This window comes from Streptosporangium sp. NPDC020145 (genome assembly GCF_040631275.1).
In the GTDB taxonomy this organism is placed as follows: domain Bacteria; phylum Actinomycetota; class Actinomycetes; order Streptosporangiales; family Streptosporangiaceae; genus Streptosporangium.
In genome coordinates, this window is record NZ_JBEXZT010000004.1 from 356,785 (window position 1) to 371,336 (window position 14,552).

General features: G+C 72.2%; 14 protein-coding genes. 6 read left to right on the plus strand and 8 right to left on the minus strand.

The features are described from left to right. The first annotated feature begins 20 nt into the window (after positions 1-20). The 5 genes from ABZ463_RS09945 (at position 21) to ABZ463_RS09965 (ending at position 5,941) form a co-directional block, all read left to right on the plus strand. Positions 21-1,691: an ABC transporter substrate-binding protein gene (locus tag ABZ463_RS09945; RefSeq protein ID WP_352008688.1), complete on the plus strand. Its 1,671-nt coding sequence runs from the start codon at positions 21-23 to the stop codon at positions 1,689-1,691. 12 nt (positions 1,692-1,703) lie between these two features. After that, the gene (locus ABZ463_RS09950; RefSeq protein ID WP_352008689.1) at positions 1,704-2,708 is read left to right on the plus strand and encodes an ABC transporter permease; all 1,005 of its coding nucleotides are present in this window, start codon (positions 1,704-1,706) and stop codon (positions 2,706-2,708) included. Further along, positions 2,705-3,601 carry an ABC transporter permease gene (locus ABZ463_RS09955; protein WP_352008690.1) on the plus strand — a complete coding sequence of 299 codons (897 nt, stop codon included), beginning with the start codon at positions 2,705-2,707 and terminating at the stop codon, positions 3,599-3,601. Before ABZ463_RS09950 ends, ABZ463_RS09955 begins: the two co-directional genes overlap by 4 nt. A gap of 2 nt (positions 3,602-3,603) precedes the next feature. Beyond that, on the plus strand, positions 3,604-5,631 hold the full coding sequence (locus tag ABZ463_RS09960; protein ID WP_362775023.1) for an ABC transporter ATP-binding protein: 2,028 nt from the start codon (positions 3,604-3,606) through the stop codon (positions 5,629-5,631). A 148-nt stretch (positions 5,632-5,779) separates the two neighbouring features. After that, positions 5,780-5,941 (plus strand): hypothetical protein, encoded by a 162-nt coding sequence (locus ABZ463_RS09965; protein WP_352008692.1) that lies wholly within the window; start codon positions 5,780-5,782, stop codon positions 5,939-5,941. Here the strand turns inward: ABZ463_RS09965 and ABZ463_RS09970 are convergent. The 8 genes from ABZ463_RS09970 to ABZ463_RS10005 all read right to left on the minus strand — a co-directional run bounded on the left by ABZ463_RS09970 (position 5,934) and on the right by ABZ463_RS10005 (position 12,473). Continuing rightward, positions 5,934-7,037 carry a CU044_5270 family protein gene (locus ABZ463_RS09970; protein WP_362775026.1) on the minus strand — a complete coding sequence of 368 codons (1,104 nt, stop codon included), beginning with the start codon at positions 7,035-7,037 and terminating at the stop codon, positions 5,934-5,936. The genes ABZ463_RS09965 and ABZ463_RS09970 overlap by 8 nt on opposite strands. Further along, the gene (locus ABZ463_RS09975) at positions 7,030-7,629 is read right to left on the minus strand and encodes an RNA polymerase sigma factor (RefSeq protein WP_362775029.1); all 600 of its coding nucleotides are present in this window, start codon (positions 7,627-7,629) and stop codon (positions 7,030-7,032) included. Before ABZ463_RS09975 ends, ABZ463_RS09970 begins: the two co-directional genes overlap by 8 nt. A gap of 78 nt (positions 7,630-7,707) precedes the next feature. Next, complete coding sequence (locus tag ABZ463_RS09980; protein WP_362775032.1) at positions 7,708-8,304, minus strand: NADAR family protein; 597 nt, start codon at positions 8,302-8,304, stop codon at positions 7,708-7,710. Positions 8,305-8,440: 136 nt separating this feature from the next. Then, a complete protein-coding gene (gene mtnB, locus ABZ463_RS09985) occupies positions 8,441-9,073 on the minus strand; it encodes a methylthioribulose 1-phosphate dehydratase (protein WP_362775035.1) in 633 nt (210 codons plus the stop codon). Beyond that, on the minus strand, positions 9,070-9,762 hold the full coding sequence (gene mtnC, locus ABZ463_RS09990) for an acireductone synthase (protein WP_362775038.1): 693 nt from the start codon (positions 9,760-9,762) through the stop codon (positions 9,070-9,072). The genes mtnB and mtnC overlap by 4 nt, the downstream gene beginning before the upstream one ends. A gap of 64 nt (positions 9,763-9,826) precedes the next feature. Further along, positions 9,827-10,867: a s-methyl-5-thioribose-1-phosphate isomerase gene (locus tag ABZ463_RS09995; RefSeq protein ID WP_362775041.1), complete on the minus strand. Its 1,041-nt coding sequence runs from the start codon at positions 10,865-10,867 to the stop codon at positions 9,827-9,829. 224 nt (positions 10,868-11,091) lie between these two features. After that, a complete protein-coding gene (locus tag ABZ463_RS10000; RefSeq protein WP_362775043.1) occupies positions 11,092-12,288 on the minus strand; it encodes an FAD-dependent oxidoreductase in 1,197 nt (398 codons plus the stop codon). Further along, positions 12,285-12,473 carry a ferredoxin gene (locus tag ABZ463_RS10005; RefSeq protein WP_352008700.1) on the minus strand — a complete coding sequence of 63 codons (189 nt, stop codon included), beginning with the start codon at positions 12,471-12,473 and terminating at the stop codon, positions 12,285-12,287. The genes ABZ463_RS10000 and ABZ463_RS10005 overlap by 4 nt, the downstream gene beginning before the upstream one ends. Before the next feature lie 567 nt (positions 12,474-13,040). On the opposite strand from ABZ463_RS10005, the gene ABZ463_RS10010 reads away from it, so the two are divergent. Beyond that, positions 13,041-14,492, plus strand: a complete 1,452-nt coding sequence (locus ABZ463_RS10010; protein WP_352008701.1) for an APC family permease — start codon at positions 13,041-13,043, stop codon at positions 14,490-14,492. The last annotated feature ends 60 nt before the right edge of the window (positions 14,493-14,552 follow it).

Sequence of the window (14,552 nt, forward strand, 5' to 3'; positions counted from 1 at the left end):
TTTTGAAGAAAGGCCGACCCGTGAGCCCAACCACCACGCGCATCCGACGCCTGATCGCAGTCGCCGGTGCCACCGGTCTCGCGCTGGCGATCACCTCCTGTTCCAGCGAACGCGGCACGCAGAAGACGGCCGCGGGCGGCGACAAGGCGGGGACGTTCGTCTTCGCCGCCGCCTCAGAGCCGGTCGCGCTGGACCCGGCGTTCGTCGCCGACAGCGAGAGCACACGGGTCGCCAACCAGATCTTCGAAGGTCTGGTGTCGATCAAGCCCGGCACGGCCGAGCCCGCGCCGGGCCTGGCGACCTCCTGGTCGCAGACCGACGACGGCCTGAACTACACCTTCCAGCTCCGCAAGGGTGTGAAGTTCTCCGACGGCACACCCTTCGACGCCGAGGCCGTCTGCTTCAACTTCGAGCGCTGGTACAACTGGAACGGTCCTTTGCAGGCCGAGAACATCAGCAACCTGTACCAACTGGTCTTCGCCGGCTTCAAGACCAGCGACAACCCGGCGCTCACCAAGAGCATCTACAAGAGCTGCGCCGCCGAGGGCGACGCGGTCACCATCACGCTGACCCGCCCCTACGGCAGCCTCATCCCCGCGCTGGCCATCTCGTCGTTCGCCATGCAGAGCCCGGCCGCCCTGAAGCAGTACAAGGCCGACGACCCCGGCGCCTCCGGCGACGTCCGGCGCAACGAGTACTCATCCGCCCACCCCACCGGCACGGGACCGTACCTGTTCGAGTCATGGGAGAAGGGACAGCGGCTGACGCTGCGCGCCAACCCCGGCTACTGGGGCGGGAAGCCGAAGATCGACAAGATCGTCGTACGGATCATCCCGGACGGCACCGCCCGGCTGCAGGCGCTGCAGAGCGGTGAGATCGACGGCTACGACCTGGTCGCGCCCGCGGACGTGCAGGGGCTGTCCGGCGCGGGCTTCCAGGTCCTGCCCAGGGAACCGCTCAACATCCTCTACCTCGGCATGAACCAGGCCGACCCGCTGCTGGCCGACATCAGGGTCCGCAAGGCGATCGCCCACGCCCTGGACAAGCAGGCGATCGTCTCCCAGACGCTGCCCGCGGGAACCAAGCCCGCCGAGCAGTTCATCCCGCCGCCGGTCAACGGCTACGCCGACAGCGTCGCCACCTACGACCACGACCCGGCCAAGGCGAAGAAGCTCCTCGAAGAGGCGGGCGCGGTCGGCAAGACGGTCACCTTCAACTACCCGACCGGTACGTCGAGGCCGTACATGCCGAGTCCGGAGGACACCTTCGTGGCGATCCGCACCCAGCTTGAGGCCGTCGGGCTGAAGGTCAACGCCGTACCGGAGAAGTGGAGTCCCGAGTACCTGGAGAGGATCAAGGCCAAGACCGACCACGGCCTGTACCTCCTCGGCGGGACGGGCATCATGAACAGCGCCGACACCTTCCTCGGCATCTTCTTCGGCCGCAAGACCGTCGAGTGGGGCTTCGAGGACAAGAAGCTGTTCGAGTCGGTCGCCGCGGCGCGCAGCGCGCGCAACCTCACCGAGCAGGGCGAGAAGTACGCCACGGTGAGCAAGGAGCTCATGGACCTGCTGCCGGGCATCCCGGTGGCCCACCCGGTCCCCTCGCTCGCGCTCTCGCCCAGGATCTCCGGTTACGTCACCAGCCCGCTCGCGGCCGAGGTGTGGAACAACCTCCAGATCAAGGGCTAGGGAACAGACGACATGATCGCCTTCGTCGCCCGGCGCCTGGCCCTGGTCGTGCCGGTGCTGTTGGGCCTCAGCCTGCTGCTGTTCGTGTGGCTGCGGCTGCTGCCCGGGGACCCGGCGCGGGCACTGCTCGGCGAGCGGGCCACCCAGGAGGGGATCGACCGGGTCAACCACCTGTACGGGTTCGACCGGTCGCTTCCCGAGCAGTTCCTGCTCTTCCTCGGGCGGCTCGCGCGGGGCGACCTCGGTTCCTCCATCAGGACGGGCCAGAGCGTGGTGGACAGCTTCCTTGAGCGTTTCCCGGCGACCGTCGAACTGGCGGTCGCCGGGCTCGGCCTCGCGGTCGTGGCCGGCATCCCGCTCGGCTACCTCGCCGCCCGCCGCAGGGGCGGTCCGCTGGACCACCTGTCCGTCGGGGCGTCCCTGCTGGGGGTCGTGGTCCCGGTGTTCTTCCTGGCCTACCTCCTGAAGTACGTCTTCGCGATCCGGCTCGGCTGGCTGCCGACGGCGGGACGCCAGGACGTCAGGCTCGACGCGACCCACCCGACCGGCCTGTACGTGCTGGACGGGGTGCTGACCGGGGAGTGGGACGCCGCCTGGGACGCCCTTCGCCACCTGATCCTGCCCGCGATGGCCCTCGGGGCGATCCCGCTGGCGATCATCGTGCGGATCACCAGGGCCTCGGTGCTGGAAGTGATGAACGAGGACTTCGTCCGCACCGCGCGCGCCAAGGGCCTGACCCGGGCCGTGATCCGGCGCAGGCACGTCATGCGCAACGCGCTGCTGCCCGTCTCCACCACGATCGGCCTGCAGGCCGGTGCCCTGCTGGCCGGGGCGGTGCTCACCGAGACGGTGTTCGCGCTCAACGGGGTCGGGGAGTTCCTGTTCACCGCCGTCAACCATCTGGACTATCCGGTGCTCCAAGGATTCGTGCTGTTCATCGCGGTCATCTATGCGATCGTCAACCTGCTGGTCGACGTGTCGTACGCGGTCATCGACCCCAGGGCGAGGCAGCGATGAGCGCCCCGACCGCCGCAGCCGTCCCGGCGCGGGCCGGCGGGACGTGGGGGGTCGCGCTGCGCCGCCTGCTCCGACGCAGGTCCGCGGTCGCCGGAGGCGTCATCGTGCTGTTGTTCACGGTGATCGCGCTCGCCGCGCCGCTGCTGACGCCGTACGAGCCGGGCAGCGCCGAGTGGGCGGGGAGGATCACCCCGTCGTCGGTGCCGGGGCCGGGCCCCGGCCACCTGCTCGGCCTCGACAGCTTCGGCTCCGACCTGTTCACCCAGCTCGTGTACGGCGCGCGGCAGTCGCTGGTGATCGGTGTCACCGCGACCGGGCTCGGCCTGCTCGTCGGGGCGCTGGTCGGCCTGCTCGCCGGAGGGCTCGGCGGCTGGGTCGACACGCTGGCGATGCGGGTGACCGACGTGATGCTGTCGATCCCCGCGCTGCTGCTGGCGGTGAGCGTCGCCGCCGTGATGGGCCGCAGTCCGGTCGCCGTGATGATCGCCATCGCGGCGGCGCAGGTGCCGGTCTTCGCCCGCCTGCTCAGAGGGTCGATGCTGGCCCAGCGAGGCCTGGACTACGTGGTCGCGGCCCGCTCGGTGGGCGTGCCGACGAGCCGGATCGTGTTCGGCCAGATGCTGCCCAACTCGGTCGGTCCGGTGATCGTGCAGGCCACCCTCGTCCTGGCGACGGCGACGATCGAGGTGGCCGCGCTGTCGTTCCTCGGCCTCGGGCAGGCCGACCCGACGGTCGCCGAGTGGGGCCGCATGCTGGTCAAGGCACAGGCCAGGCTGGAGAGCGCCCCCCATCTGGCGCTGCTGCCCGGCGCCTGCATCGCCGTCACGGCGCTCGGCTTCACCCTCGTCGGTGAGGCCCTGCGCGAAGTCCTCGACCCGAAGACCACGAGGTGACCATGTCCCTGCTCGACGTACGGAACCTCCGGGTACGGTTCGCCTCCGCCCAGCCCGCGATCGCCGCCGTGGACGGCGTCAGCCTCACCGTCGAGGCCGGGGAGGTCGTGGCGCTGGTCGGCGAGTCCGGCTGCGGCAAGTCCGCGACCGCGCTGGCGCTGCTCGGGCTGCTGCCCGCCTCGGCGCGGGTCGAGGGCGAGATCGTGTTCGACGGCGAGGACCTGACCACGCTGAACGACCGGCAGCTGTCGGCCAGGCGCGGCCGTGACCTGGCGATGGTCTTCCAGGACCCGATGACCTCGCTCAACCCGGTCGTGCCGATCGGCGTGCAGATCACCGAGGTCCTGCTGCGGCACACCGACCTGTCGAAGGCGGCGGCCGGGGCCCGCGCGGAGGAACTGCTGCGTGAGGTCGGCATCCCCGACCCGCGCCGCAGGATGCGGCAGTACCCGCACCAGCTCTCCGGCGGCATGCGCCAGCGTGTCATGATCGCCACAGCGATCGCGTGCGGCCCCAAGCTGCTCATCGCCGACGAGCCGACCACGGCGCTCGACGTCACGATCCAGGCCCAGGTCCTCGAACTGCTGGCCAGGCTGGCCCGGGACCACGGCGCGGCCCTGCTGATGATCACCCACGACCTGGGCGTCGTCGCGGGCCTGGCCGACCGGGTCAGCGTGATGTACGGCGGGCGGGTCGTCGAGACGGCCTCGGCGGAGGAGCTGTTCCGCAGGCCCATGCACCGCTACACCCGTGGCCTGCTCGCCTCGATCCCGGCTCTCGACTCCCCGCGGGACACGCCGCTCACCCCGATCCCCGGCTCGCCGTTCGACCGGCTGCCCTGGGAGTCTGGGTGCTCGTTCGCGTCCCGGTGCGCGGTGGCCGACGAGGCCTGCATGGTCCCCGGCCTGCCCATGACCGAAGACTCTCCCGGCCACCGGTTCCGGTGCGTCCACCCGGCGGGCGACGCCCCCGTCCCCGTCTCCGCCGCTGTCACGGCGCGGGAGTCCGCCGCCCCCGCCGAGGGGGAGAGCCCCGAGCCGCTGGTGCGGATCAGCGACCTGCGGGTGCGCTACCCGGCCAGGCGCGCCGCGGTCACCAACCGCCCCGTCGAGTACGTCCGCGCCGTGGACGGGGTCAGCCTGGACCTGCCGAAGGGGCGGACGTACGGGCTGGTCGGGGAGTCGGGCTGCGGCAAGTCAAGCCTCGGCCGCGCGCTGCTGCGTCTCGAACCGGTCGCCTCGGGCAGCGTGTTCTTCGACGGCGTCGACCTGGCCGGGATGCGGGAACGCGCGCTGCGCCCGATGCGCCGCCGGATGCAGATGGTCTTCCAGGATCCGATGGCCAGCCTCAACCCGCGCCAGAGCGTCGGCGACATCCTGGAGCTGTCGCTGCGTGTGCACGGCGTGCCCGGCGGGCGCGGGGAGCGGCGTGCCAAGGTGCTGAACACGCTGGACCAGGTCGGGCTGCCACGCACGGCCGAGCACCGCTACCCGCACGAGTTCTCCGGTGGCCAGCGCCAGCGGGTCGGCATCGCCAGGGCGATCATCCTCGAACCCGACCTGCTGATCGCCGACGAACCGGTCTCCGCGCTCGACGTCTCGGTCCAGGCGCAGATCGTCAACCTGCTCCAGGAGGTCAAGCGGACGCTGTCGCTGACGACGCTGCTGATCGCCCACGACCTGGCCGTGGTGCGGCACATGAGCGACACGGTCGGCGTGATGTACCTCGGCAGGCTGGTCGAGGAGGCGGACTCGGGGGAGCTGTTCGAACGCCCGCTGCACCCCTACACCGTGTCGCTGATGTCGGCGGTTCCGCTGCCCGACCCGGTGGCCGAGGCGCGGCGGGAGCGGATCATCCTCAGCGGGGACCTGCCGAGCCCGGCCGCCCCGCCGAGCGGCTGCCCCTTCCACACCCGCTGCCCCTTCCGCAGGCAGACCCGCTGCGCTGAGGAGGTCCCACAGGTCAGAGAGGTCGTTCCGGGGCACCGCGTGGCCTGCCACTGGGCGGAGGACATCGCGGGCCTGGCGTGAGGACCGCGCCGTACGGACGGCGTCCCCACCGCCCGACGGGGCTTCGGCCGGTGGGGGCGCCGCCCTCTCCCGTCACGGCCTCCGCCGGGCTCCGCGGGCGTAAACCATGTGCGAACTGTCGGTGGGGCAGGCAAGAATGCGGAGCATCATGGTTATCTCCCCAACGCTTCCGTTCACCGCCACGACGTCGCTCAACGGCGACATCGTGGTCTTCTACGTCGGCCCCGAGCCCCGCATGACGGCCGAGCAGGCGCTCGCCTTCGCCGACCTGCTCCGCGACCTGGCGACCGAGCCCGCCTGTCTCAGCTGACCGGGAGGGCGGGGACGGCCGGTCTTCCGGTCGTCCAGCCCGCCTCAAGGACCACCTCGACCTGGTCGTCCCCGTTGCCCGGCTTGCCGGTGACGGTCGAGGACAGCACCTGTGAGGAGACGGGGTCGATGACGAGGGTCCGCCGCACGGCCACCGGGAGCCGTGTGGCGCCTGCGGTCTGCAGGGTGAAGGAGAAGGCCGCCCCGGCCCTGCCCCTTTCGTCCTTCGTCTCACCGAGATAACGCACCTCGGGCAGGTCGGCGAGTGCCCGGTAGGCGGCGGCGCGCACCTTCGGCGGCGACGGCTTGCTCCACAGCAGGCCGCTGAGCGCGTCCGCGACGACGCCGTCGAGAGAGCCGCCCGGCGCGTCCCTGACCAGGTCGGCGACCTGTTCCCGCAGGGCGCCGGGGTCGGTGGGCAGCGCCCTGATCTGTTCGAGGGTCATCGGCTTGCCCGCCATGCTGAACGCCGTCCCGTCGGTCACGGCCCTGAGCCGGCCCCGGTCGGGTGCGGCGGACAACGTCCCACCGGGCACCGGCCACGTGGCGGGGGAGCCGTCACGACGCCAGGCCTCCTCGTCGGCCTCGCCCGCCGGGCGCGCGCCCAGGGAGCGGGTCCCGACCCAGATCCCGTCGCCGTCCTCGGCGACCCACTGCTCGGTGAGCCGTGACTCGACGACCCGGTAACGGTCGCCGTCGCGGCCGAACGACTCCGGGTAGGTCCGCCGGTTCAGCTTGCTGACGTGCCAGTACGGGCCGTCGGCGGCGACGTCCGCCTCGGCGGTCACCGCGGCGGCCAGCAGGATCGACCGCCCGGAGCCGGTCGCGCTCTCCGTGACGTACGGCGACGCCGCCGAGGAGGGCGCCCGCCCCGGCCCGGCGGTCGTGGCCCCCGTGACCACGACCGCCACCGCCACCGCCGTGGCCACCACCGTGCCCACCGTCGCCGTGGCGGCGAGCACCCCGGTGATCCCCTTGACGAACCTCAGGCGTGGCCGCCCGGCCTCGGCGTCCAGGGCCTGGCGCACTTTGGCCTTGAGGATCGGGTCGGGCCGTGGCTCGCCGTACAGCTCGCGGAGCGTCTCCAGCTCATCCACGGCGGGTCTCCTCGGGGTCGAGCATCGGATTGGTCTCACCCAGGACGGCGCGCAGCTTCCGCCTGGCCCGGTTCAGGCGTGATCCCACGGTTCCGTAGGGGATGCCCAGGGCCGCCGCGACCTCCTCGTGGCTGAGGTCGGCGAGGGCGACCAGGAGCAGCACGTCGCGGTCACGCTGGTGGAGTTCGGCGACGGCGGCGGCGAGACTCGGCCGCAGGCTCTCCGCGCTGACCCGCGCCGCGACGCGCTCCTCGTGCCCGGGGGCGTCGGGGGCGGGGCCGTGCCGGCCGAGCGCGCGCAGCGTGCGCACCTCGACGCGGCGCTGCCTGCCGATGAGGTTGGTCGCGATGCCGTACAGCCAGGCGCGGACCCCGGCGCGGGACGGGTCGTAACGCGACCGTTTGCGGAACGCCGTGAGGAAGGTCTCCGAGACGATGTCCTCCGCGACGTCGTCGCCCAGCCGCTGGGCGGCGTAGCGGTGGATCTCGGCGAAGTGGGCGTCGAAGATCGCGCCGAACCACTCGGCCTCGTCGAGGGAGTGAGGCACGGCCTCGGGGCTCCCCGCACGGACGGCCCATGAGATCGAGGTCACGAAGGTCTCCCGTTTCCAGCGCGGTCGGCGGTCACCCCTTCTCACCCGATCCACCGGATCGCTTTCACGGACTCGCCCTCAGCGGGTTCCCGCAAGGATGTCGCGGACGTCCATGAGGGCGAAGCCGAGCAGGTTCAGACCCCGCCAGGTGGCCGGGGAGGCGGCGCGTTCGTCGTCGGCGGTCAGTCCGATGCCCCAGATCGGGTCGACGGGACTGGCCTCGACCAGAACCCGGTCCCGGGTGCCGAGCAGGAAGTCCCCCAGCTCCGGGTGCGCGCCGAACTTGGCGGCGTTGCCGCGCACGACGGTCGCGTACCGGTGCTCCGCCCACACGGCCTCGTCGAAGCCGCGGACCTCGCGGCCGAGTCGTTTCGCCTCGCCGGGGTGCGTGGCCGTGAGGATCGCCGCCGCCGTCTCGTCGTCGCCGAACAGCCACGCCTTGTGCGCCATCATGTGGTGCTCCGCCGAGGGGAAGACGTGCTCGCCGCCGCCGAAGGCGTTCTCCGCAGGGAAGGGAGCCCGCCACCACTGGCTGAGGCATCCGGCACCGGCGCCGCCCCCGCGCGGCGGCCGGTGGCCCCAGAAGAACAGGTAGCGCAGCCGTCCGCCGTCACGCTCGGCGGCGACGGCCTCGGCGACGGAACGCGGCAGTCCGGTCAGGTCGGGCACCGTCACACCCTGCCACGCAGGGTCGGCACGCGGCCAGCGGTTATCCGCGCGGGGCGACCGGCCGGGTAGGGCGACGGCCTCCGCCCGTGCCGCGCCGTGTCACGGCCGCAGGCCCCGTACGCCGAGGGGCCGGCGCGGTGCCTCAGCGTACGGCGACGGCGTAGGCGAGCAGCCACTCGACGCACTCGGTGACGTGCCTGGCGTGCGTCAGGTCCCGGCCCCAGGCGTACAGGCCGTGCCGGGCCACGATCACCGCCGGGACGGCCGCGTCGTGGGCCTCCTCGAAACGGTCTCCGAGCTCGGCCATGTCCTGGCTGTTGGCGATCACCGGGACGACCACCTCGTCGTCGTGCGCCAGCCGTCCGATGCCCTTGAGCATCTCGATGTCGCGCAGCGGCACGCCTGCGGGCCAGTGGTGCCCGGCGACGACGGCGTTGACGGTGTGGACGTGCACGACCGCGCCCGCGCCGGTCAGCGCCGCGACCCGGGCGTGCAGGCCCGCCTCGGCCGAGGGCCTGCGCGGTTCGACGCCCTCGACCGGCACCGTCTCACCGGAGGGGCCGACGACCGAGACGTCGGCGGCGGTCAGCTCACCCTTGTCCAGGCCGCTGGCGGTGACCGCCAGCCGCAGCGGGTCACGGCTGACGACCTCGGAGAGGTTGCCCGAGGTGCCGCGCATCCAGCCGAGCCCGGCGAAACGCGCCGACTCGGCCGCCAGCCGGGCACCGGCCCCGAGGACCAGCTCCGCCGTACGGAAGTCCCGCCCGGCGCTCATCGCGGCCCCCCGAAGCCCGGCTCCCCGGAACTCAGCTCCCCGAAGGACGCCACGACCGGGTGCGGGCCGAAGTCGGCGTTCTCACTTGGCTCGCCAGGACGGCGCAGGCCCGTGGTCCGCCAGCCCGCGGCGGCGGCCGCGTCCAGTTCGGCGGGCACGTCGGACAGGAAGAGCAGGTCCGTCCCGCCGAGTTCGGCGGCGATGCGCCGGTAGGACGACGCCTCCCGTTTCGGCCCCGCGTTCACCGTGTCGAACCACCCCTCGACGAGGACGGACAGGTCCCCGTCCCCGGTGTGCGCGAACCACGGGCGCTGGGCGGAGACCGAGCCGGAGGAGAAGACCGCCAGACGCCTCCCCCCGGCGTGCCAGGCGCGCAGGGCCGGGGCCACGTCGGGGAAGAAGTGCGCGGTCAGCTCGCCCGCCGCGAACCCCTCCGCCCAGATCCGCCCCTGCAGCGTCTTCAACGGCGTCGCCTTGACGTCGTGGTCCATCCAGTCGTGCAGCACCTTCACGACCTCCTCGGTCGTGGCGCCGCCGATCTCCTCGACGGCGGCACGGACCTCGGGGTCGTCCCGGTTCGCCTCGATCCACGGCCCGAGCCTGGGCCTGGCGAAGGCGTAGAGCCCCACGTGTACGGACTCGGTGGAACTCGTCGTCCCCTCGATGTCGAGCACGGTCCATCCGGTCATCGGGCGAGCACCTCCACGAGGTCGGGGGCGTGCGACGGGGCGTCGGTTTCGATGCCGTGAACCATCAGCTCTCCTCGGTGTGGCCGGAAACGGCGAAGTGGTCGCGGACACGGGACGGCTCGTAGACGCCGTGCTCGGTCACGATTCTGGTCACCAGGCGCGGCGGGGTGGCGTCGAAGGCCGGGTAGTAGCCGACGACCCCCTCCGCTGCGGTGCGCCGCCCCAGCACGTGCAGCACCTCGTCGCCGTCACGCCGTTCGATCACGACGTCGTCGATCGTGCGCGCCTGCGGGTCCGGCGCGTCGATCAGCGCGTGGTACGGCACGCCGAAGGCGTTCGCGGCCAGGGCGACCCCCAGTGTGCCGACCTTGTTGACCACGTGACCGTCGAGCGTGACCCGGTCGGCCGCGGTCAGCGCCACGTCGGCGAGCCCGTCGGCCAGCGCGGCCGCGACCATCCCGTCGGTGATCAGGGTCGGCCGGTAGCCCATCTCGACGAGCGTGGCCGCGGTGAGCCTGGCCCCCTGCAGGTAGGGGCGGGTCTCGGTGCAGACGAACTCCAGGTGCTTGCCCGCGGACCGCGCCGCCCGCACGGTCGCGATGAGGAAGGCGTCGGCCCAGCAGTGGGTGAGCACCCGCGCGCCGTCACCGAGCAGGCTCGCCGCGTGACGGCCCAGGGCGGCGCTGCGCTCCCGGTAGGCGGCGTCGTGCGCGTGGGCGGCCCGGGTGACCGCCTCGACCAGCTCCGTGCCCGAGGCCGCCTCCGGCCCGTCGAGCACCACCCCGAGCACTCCCTGTACGGCGTCGCGGATGTGGTTGTTCGTCGGCCGCGTCGCGATGAGCCTGGCACCCGCCCGGCGTAGGTGGGCGACGGCCTCCTCGGGCGGTTCCCGCCGGGCCTCGCGGGCGGCCAGGACGAGTCCGGCGGTCGCCGCGAACAACGGTCCCGAGCTCTGCGTGACCATCCGTTCGATGGCCGTCGCGACCTCCTCGCTGGTCGTGCAGCGCACCCAGCGCACCTCGAACGGGTAGACGCGCCGGTCGAGGATCTCCACCGCGTCGTCGGTGATCCTGACGGAGTCGGCCAGGACGGGGGTGTCACTCATTGAGGCCTCCATGAGACGTCGCCGTCCACGGGCGGCCGGGTACCGCCCGGCGTCATCACGACGACGGCGACCCGGCCCCTGCCCGCGCTCATGCCCTCACTGAACAACGTCACGCCGCCCGGCGCCAGCCGTGCCCCGCCGGGCATCCGTGTGTTCCCGGCCTCCGGAAGGTCCGGCCGCACAGCGGTGCCGACGCACGGGTGAGCGTCCCGCGGGACGCGGGGTCAGGCCGCCGCGGGCGCCCGCATCAGCTCGGCGCGGTAGCGGGCCAGGGCCGAGGGCAGGCCGATCATGACCACACCGACGAGTCCGCCGCCGTCGTGGTAACCGACCGCGACCTCCCCGCCGAGATCGCCTTCCAGCACCCGGATGTCGTCGCCGCCGAGCCCCGGGGCGCCGAAGGACTGGATGCGCAGGTCGTACTGGTCGCTCCAGAAGGTCGGCAGCGGCGTGAACGGGGCCGGATCGTGCCCGGCCTGCCCGAGGTCGGCCAGCAGGGTCGGCACCGCGCGCTTGGCCGTGTCCGTAGGAACGCTCCAGTGCTCGACCCGCCGGGCGACGTCGTCGTAGCGGGGGTTGGGGAAGCGCGCCACGTCGCCGACCGCGACCACGCCGGGACGGCCCTCGACCCGCAGCGCGTTGTCACAGAGCACACCGTCGGACAGGTCCAGGCCGTTGCCCCCGAGCCACTCGGTGTTGGCCGCGGAGCCGACCGCCTCGACGACCACGTCGGCCTCGGCCACGGTCCCGTCGGACAACTCGGCCCCCGCGGGGGAACCCTCCCCGAGGAAGCGCCTGACCGTACGGCCCAGCAGGAACCGCACCCCCTCCTCCTCGTGACGGCGCCGGAGCGCGGCCCCCAACCCGGCGCCGAGCGGGCGGAGCATCGGCTCGGCCTCGGGGGCGACCACGGTGACCCGGCAGCCGAGCACGCGGGCGGTCGCCGCGACCTCACAGCCGATGAACCCGGCTCCGACGACCAGCACCCTGGTCCCCGGCAGCAGCCGCGCGCGCAGCGCCGCCGCGTCCTCAAGCGTCCGCACCACGTGCCGCCCCTCGGGGCCGGGCACGGGCAGCCGCCTCGGACGCATCCCGGTCGCCACCACCAGCCCGTCGTAGCCGATCTCGGTGCCGTCGGCGAGCCGTACGGCGCGCGCGGCCAGGTCGGCCGAGGCGATCGGGACGCCGAGCCGCCATATCACGTCGGCCACCGCTGGGCGGAGCCTGAAGGCGACCGCCTCGTGCGTGACCTCCGAGGCCAGCGCCTCCTTCGACAGCGGCGGCCGGTTGTACGGCAGGTGCCGCTCGTCGCCGACCGCGACGATCTCCCCGGTGAAACCGCCCGCCCGCAGTCGTTCCGCCGCTCGCAGGCCGCCCATGGAGGCGCCCGCGATCACGATCCGGCTCGCTGCCACCGTCACCCCTCGACCGTGATGGCCTGCAGCGGGCACACGTCGGCGGCCTCCTCGACGGCGTCGCGCAGCGCCTCGTCCACGTCGGGCTCGTAGGCCAGCCGGCCGTTCTCGTCGAGCCGGAAGACCTCGGGCGCGGAGAAGACGCACTGACCGTGGTCCTTGCAGACGCCCATGTCGACGATGACCTTCATTTCACTACTCCTGGTGATACGGGGAGGGACAGGGGTCGGTGCGGCGCCGGGAAACCGCCCGCACGGCAGGCCCCGGGCTCCGGCGATCCGCCGATCGGCGCCTTGAGACCCCGCACGGAGAGGTGGTCCACCCGCACCGTCCCCGCCGTCGGGCGGGCACCGACCCGCTCGCCGCCGATCCGGTGGTCGTTGCGGACGGGGATACCGGCGACAGTGGCCATCCGCTTCTCCTAACCGTTTGACTCCAAACAAACTAGGACCTGCCAATGGCGACGGTCAAGGCCGGTGATAGTTCGTTTGGAGTCAAACGAACTGCTCGAACAATGTCGCGACTTTTCGTGGTATGTCGGTGAACTCGCAGGTCGGCGGGAGGGGTAGAGGGAGGTTCCGCCGTTCGCCCTGGTTTCACCGGCGGCATGCGGGCCAGATTTTCGATCCGTGGGAATGGGCTCTTGCGTCAACTTCATTTGAGCACATACGATCCCGGCCACGTGGTTCGTACGGGTACGAACGAAACATGTCTCCGTGCCGCCCCATGCTTCTGTTCTGTCCCAATGGAGGGTCGCCATGGCCGTCAACGAATCGGCAGCCACCCCGGCCACGCTGTCACGCCGACGGATCGGCGTGCCGGACATCGTGTTCTTCGTGGTCGCCGCGTCCTCCCCGCTGACCGTCGCGGCGGGTGGAACCCCACAGAACTTCGCGACCACCGGTGTGCTCGGCGTGCCGTTGATGTTCCTCATCCTGGCCGCCGTGCTCGCCCTCTTCTCGGCGGGATACGCCGCGATGAGCCGTCACATCTCCAACGCGGGCGCCTTCTACGCCTACATCACCCACGGTCTCGGCCGTGTCCCCGGTGTCGGCGCCGCCTTCGTGGCGCTGGTGGCCTACAACGCCATGCAGGTCGGGCTGTACGGCCTGCTCGGCTTCAGCACCTCGGGATTCCTCTCCGGCACCCTGGGTGTCGAGGTGCCCTGGTGGATCGTCTCGCTCGTCTTCCTGGCGGTCATCGCCCTCCTCGGCTACCGCAGGATCGACCTCAACGCCAGGGTGCTCGCCGTCCTGCTGGTGTGCGAGGGCCTGCTCGTCCTGGTCTTCGACATCTCCCAGATCTCCACCGCCCCACAGGGGCTGTCGCTGGAGCCGTTCGGCTGGAGCGCGCTGACCACGGGAGCGGTCGGCGCCGCGTTCCTGTGGACGATGGCGGCCTTCATGGGTTTCGAGTCCGGGGCGATCTACAGCGAGGAGTGCCGGGACCCGCGCAGGACCGTCAGCCGGGCCACCTACATCGCCGTCGCCGTGATCGGTGTCTTCTACGCCTTCACCGCCTGGGCGACCGCGATGGGAGCCGGGCCGGGCGACGTCATCGCCGCCTCCCGCGAACACGGCCCCGAACTGGTCTTCGTGCTCGGTGAACGGGCGCTCGGCCCGGCCTTCTCCACCCTCGGCCAGGTCTTCCTGATCACGGCGGTGTTCGCCGCCACGCTCTCCTTCCACAACGCGGTCGCGCGGTACTTCTTCGCGCTCGGCCGTGAGGGCGTGCTGCCGCAGAAGCTGGGACTGTCGCACCCCAGGCACGGCTCGCCGTACATGGGGTCGGTCAGCCAGACCGTCTTCGCGGCGGTCGTCGTGATCGCCTTCGGCCTGTTCGGCGGGGACCCGATGGGCACGCTGTTCAACTGGTTCACCAACCTCGGCGCGCTGGGCGTGATCCTGCTGCTGGTCGCCACCTCGGTCGCGGTCGTCGGCTTCTTCCGCAGGGAACGACGGGGGGAGAGCGCCTGGAACGTGGCGATCGCCCCGGTGCTGGCCGGGCTGGCGCTGTTCGCCGTCCTGTACGTCGCGTTCACCAACTTCTCCGCCCTGCTCGGCACCCCGCCGGACTCGGCGCTCAACTGGGCGCTGCCCGCCGTCGTGGTGCTGGTCGGCGTCGTCGGCCTGGTCTACGGCGCCTACCTGCGGTCCGCCGATCCGCGGGCCTACGCGCGGATCGGGCAGGGGGCGCCCGTGCGGGACTGACGGCCGTGTGCGGCGGCGCCGATCGGGGGATCGGGGCTCCGGCAAGGGTGACCTATACTT

What these genes read in the sequence shown, in the direction of transcription:
- ABZ463_RS09965 (WP_352008692.1), top strand. Translation starts at nt 5,780, where the DNA reads ATGGTTATCTCCCCAACGCTTCCGTTCACCGCCACGACGTCGCTCAAC.
- ABZ463_RS10010 (WP_352008701.1), top strand. Translation starts at nt 13,041, where the DNA reads ATGGCCGTCAACGAATCGGCAGCCACCCCGGCCACGCTGTCACGCCGA.
- ABZ463_RS09955 (WP_352008690.1), top strand. Translation starts at nt 2,705, where the DNA reads ATGAGCGCCCCGACCGCCGCAGCCGTCCCGGCGCGGGCCGGCGGGACG.
- mtnC (WP_362775038.1), bottom strand. Translation starts at nt 9,762, where the DNA reads ATGACCGGATGGACCGTGCTCGACATCGAGGGGACGACGAGTTCCACC.
- mtnB (WP_362775035.1), bottom strand. Translation starts at nt 9,073, where the DNA reads ATGAGCGCCGGGCGGGACTTCCGTACGGCGGAGCTGGTCCTCGGGGCC.
- ABZ463_RS09950 (WP_352008689.1), top strand. Translation starts at nt 1,704, where the DNA reads ATGATCGCCTTCGTCGCCCGGCGCCTGGCCCTGGTCGTGCCGGTGCTG.
- ABZ463_RS09960 (WP_362775023.1), top strand. Translation starts at nt 3,604, where the DNA reads ATGTCCCTGCTCGACGTACGGAACCTCCGGGTACGGTTCGCCTCCGCC.
- ABZ463_RS09995 (WP_362775041.1), bottom strand. Translation starts at nt 10,867, where the DNA reads ATGAGTGACACCCCCGTCCTGGCCGACTCCGTCAGGATCACCGACGAC.
- ABZ463_RS10005 (WP_352008700.1), bottom strand. Translation starts at nt 12,473, where the DNA reads ATGAAGGTCATCGTCGACATGGGCGTCTGCAAGGACCACGGTCAGTGC.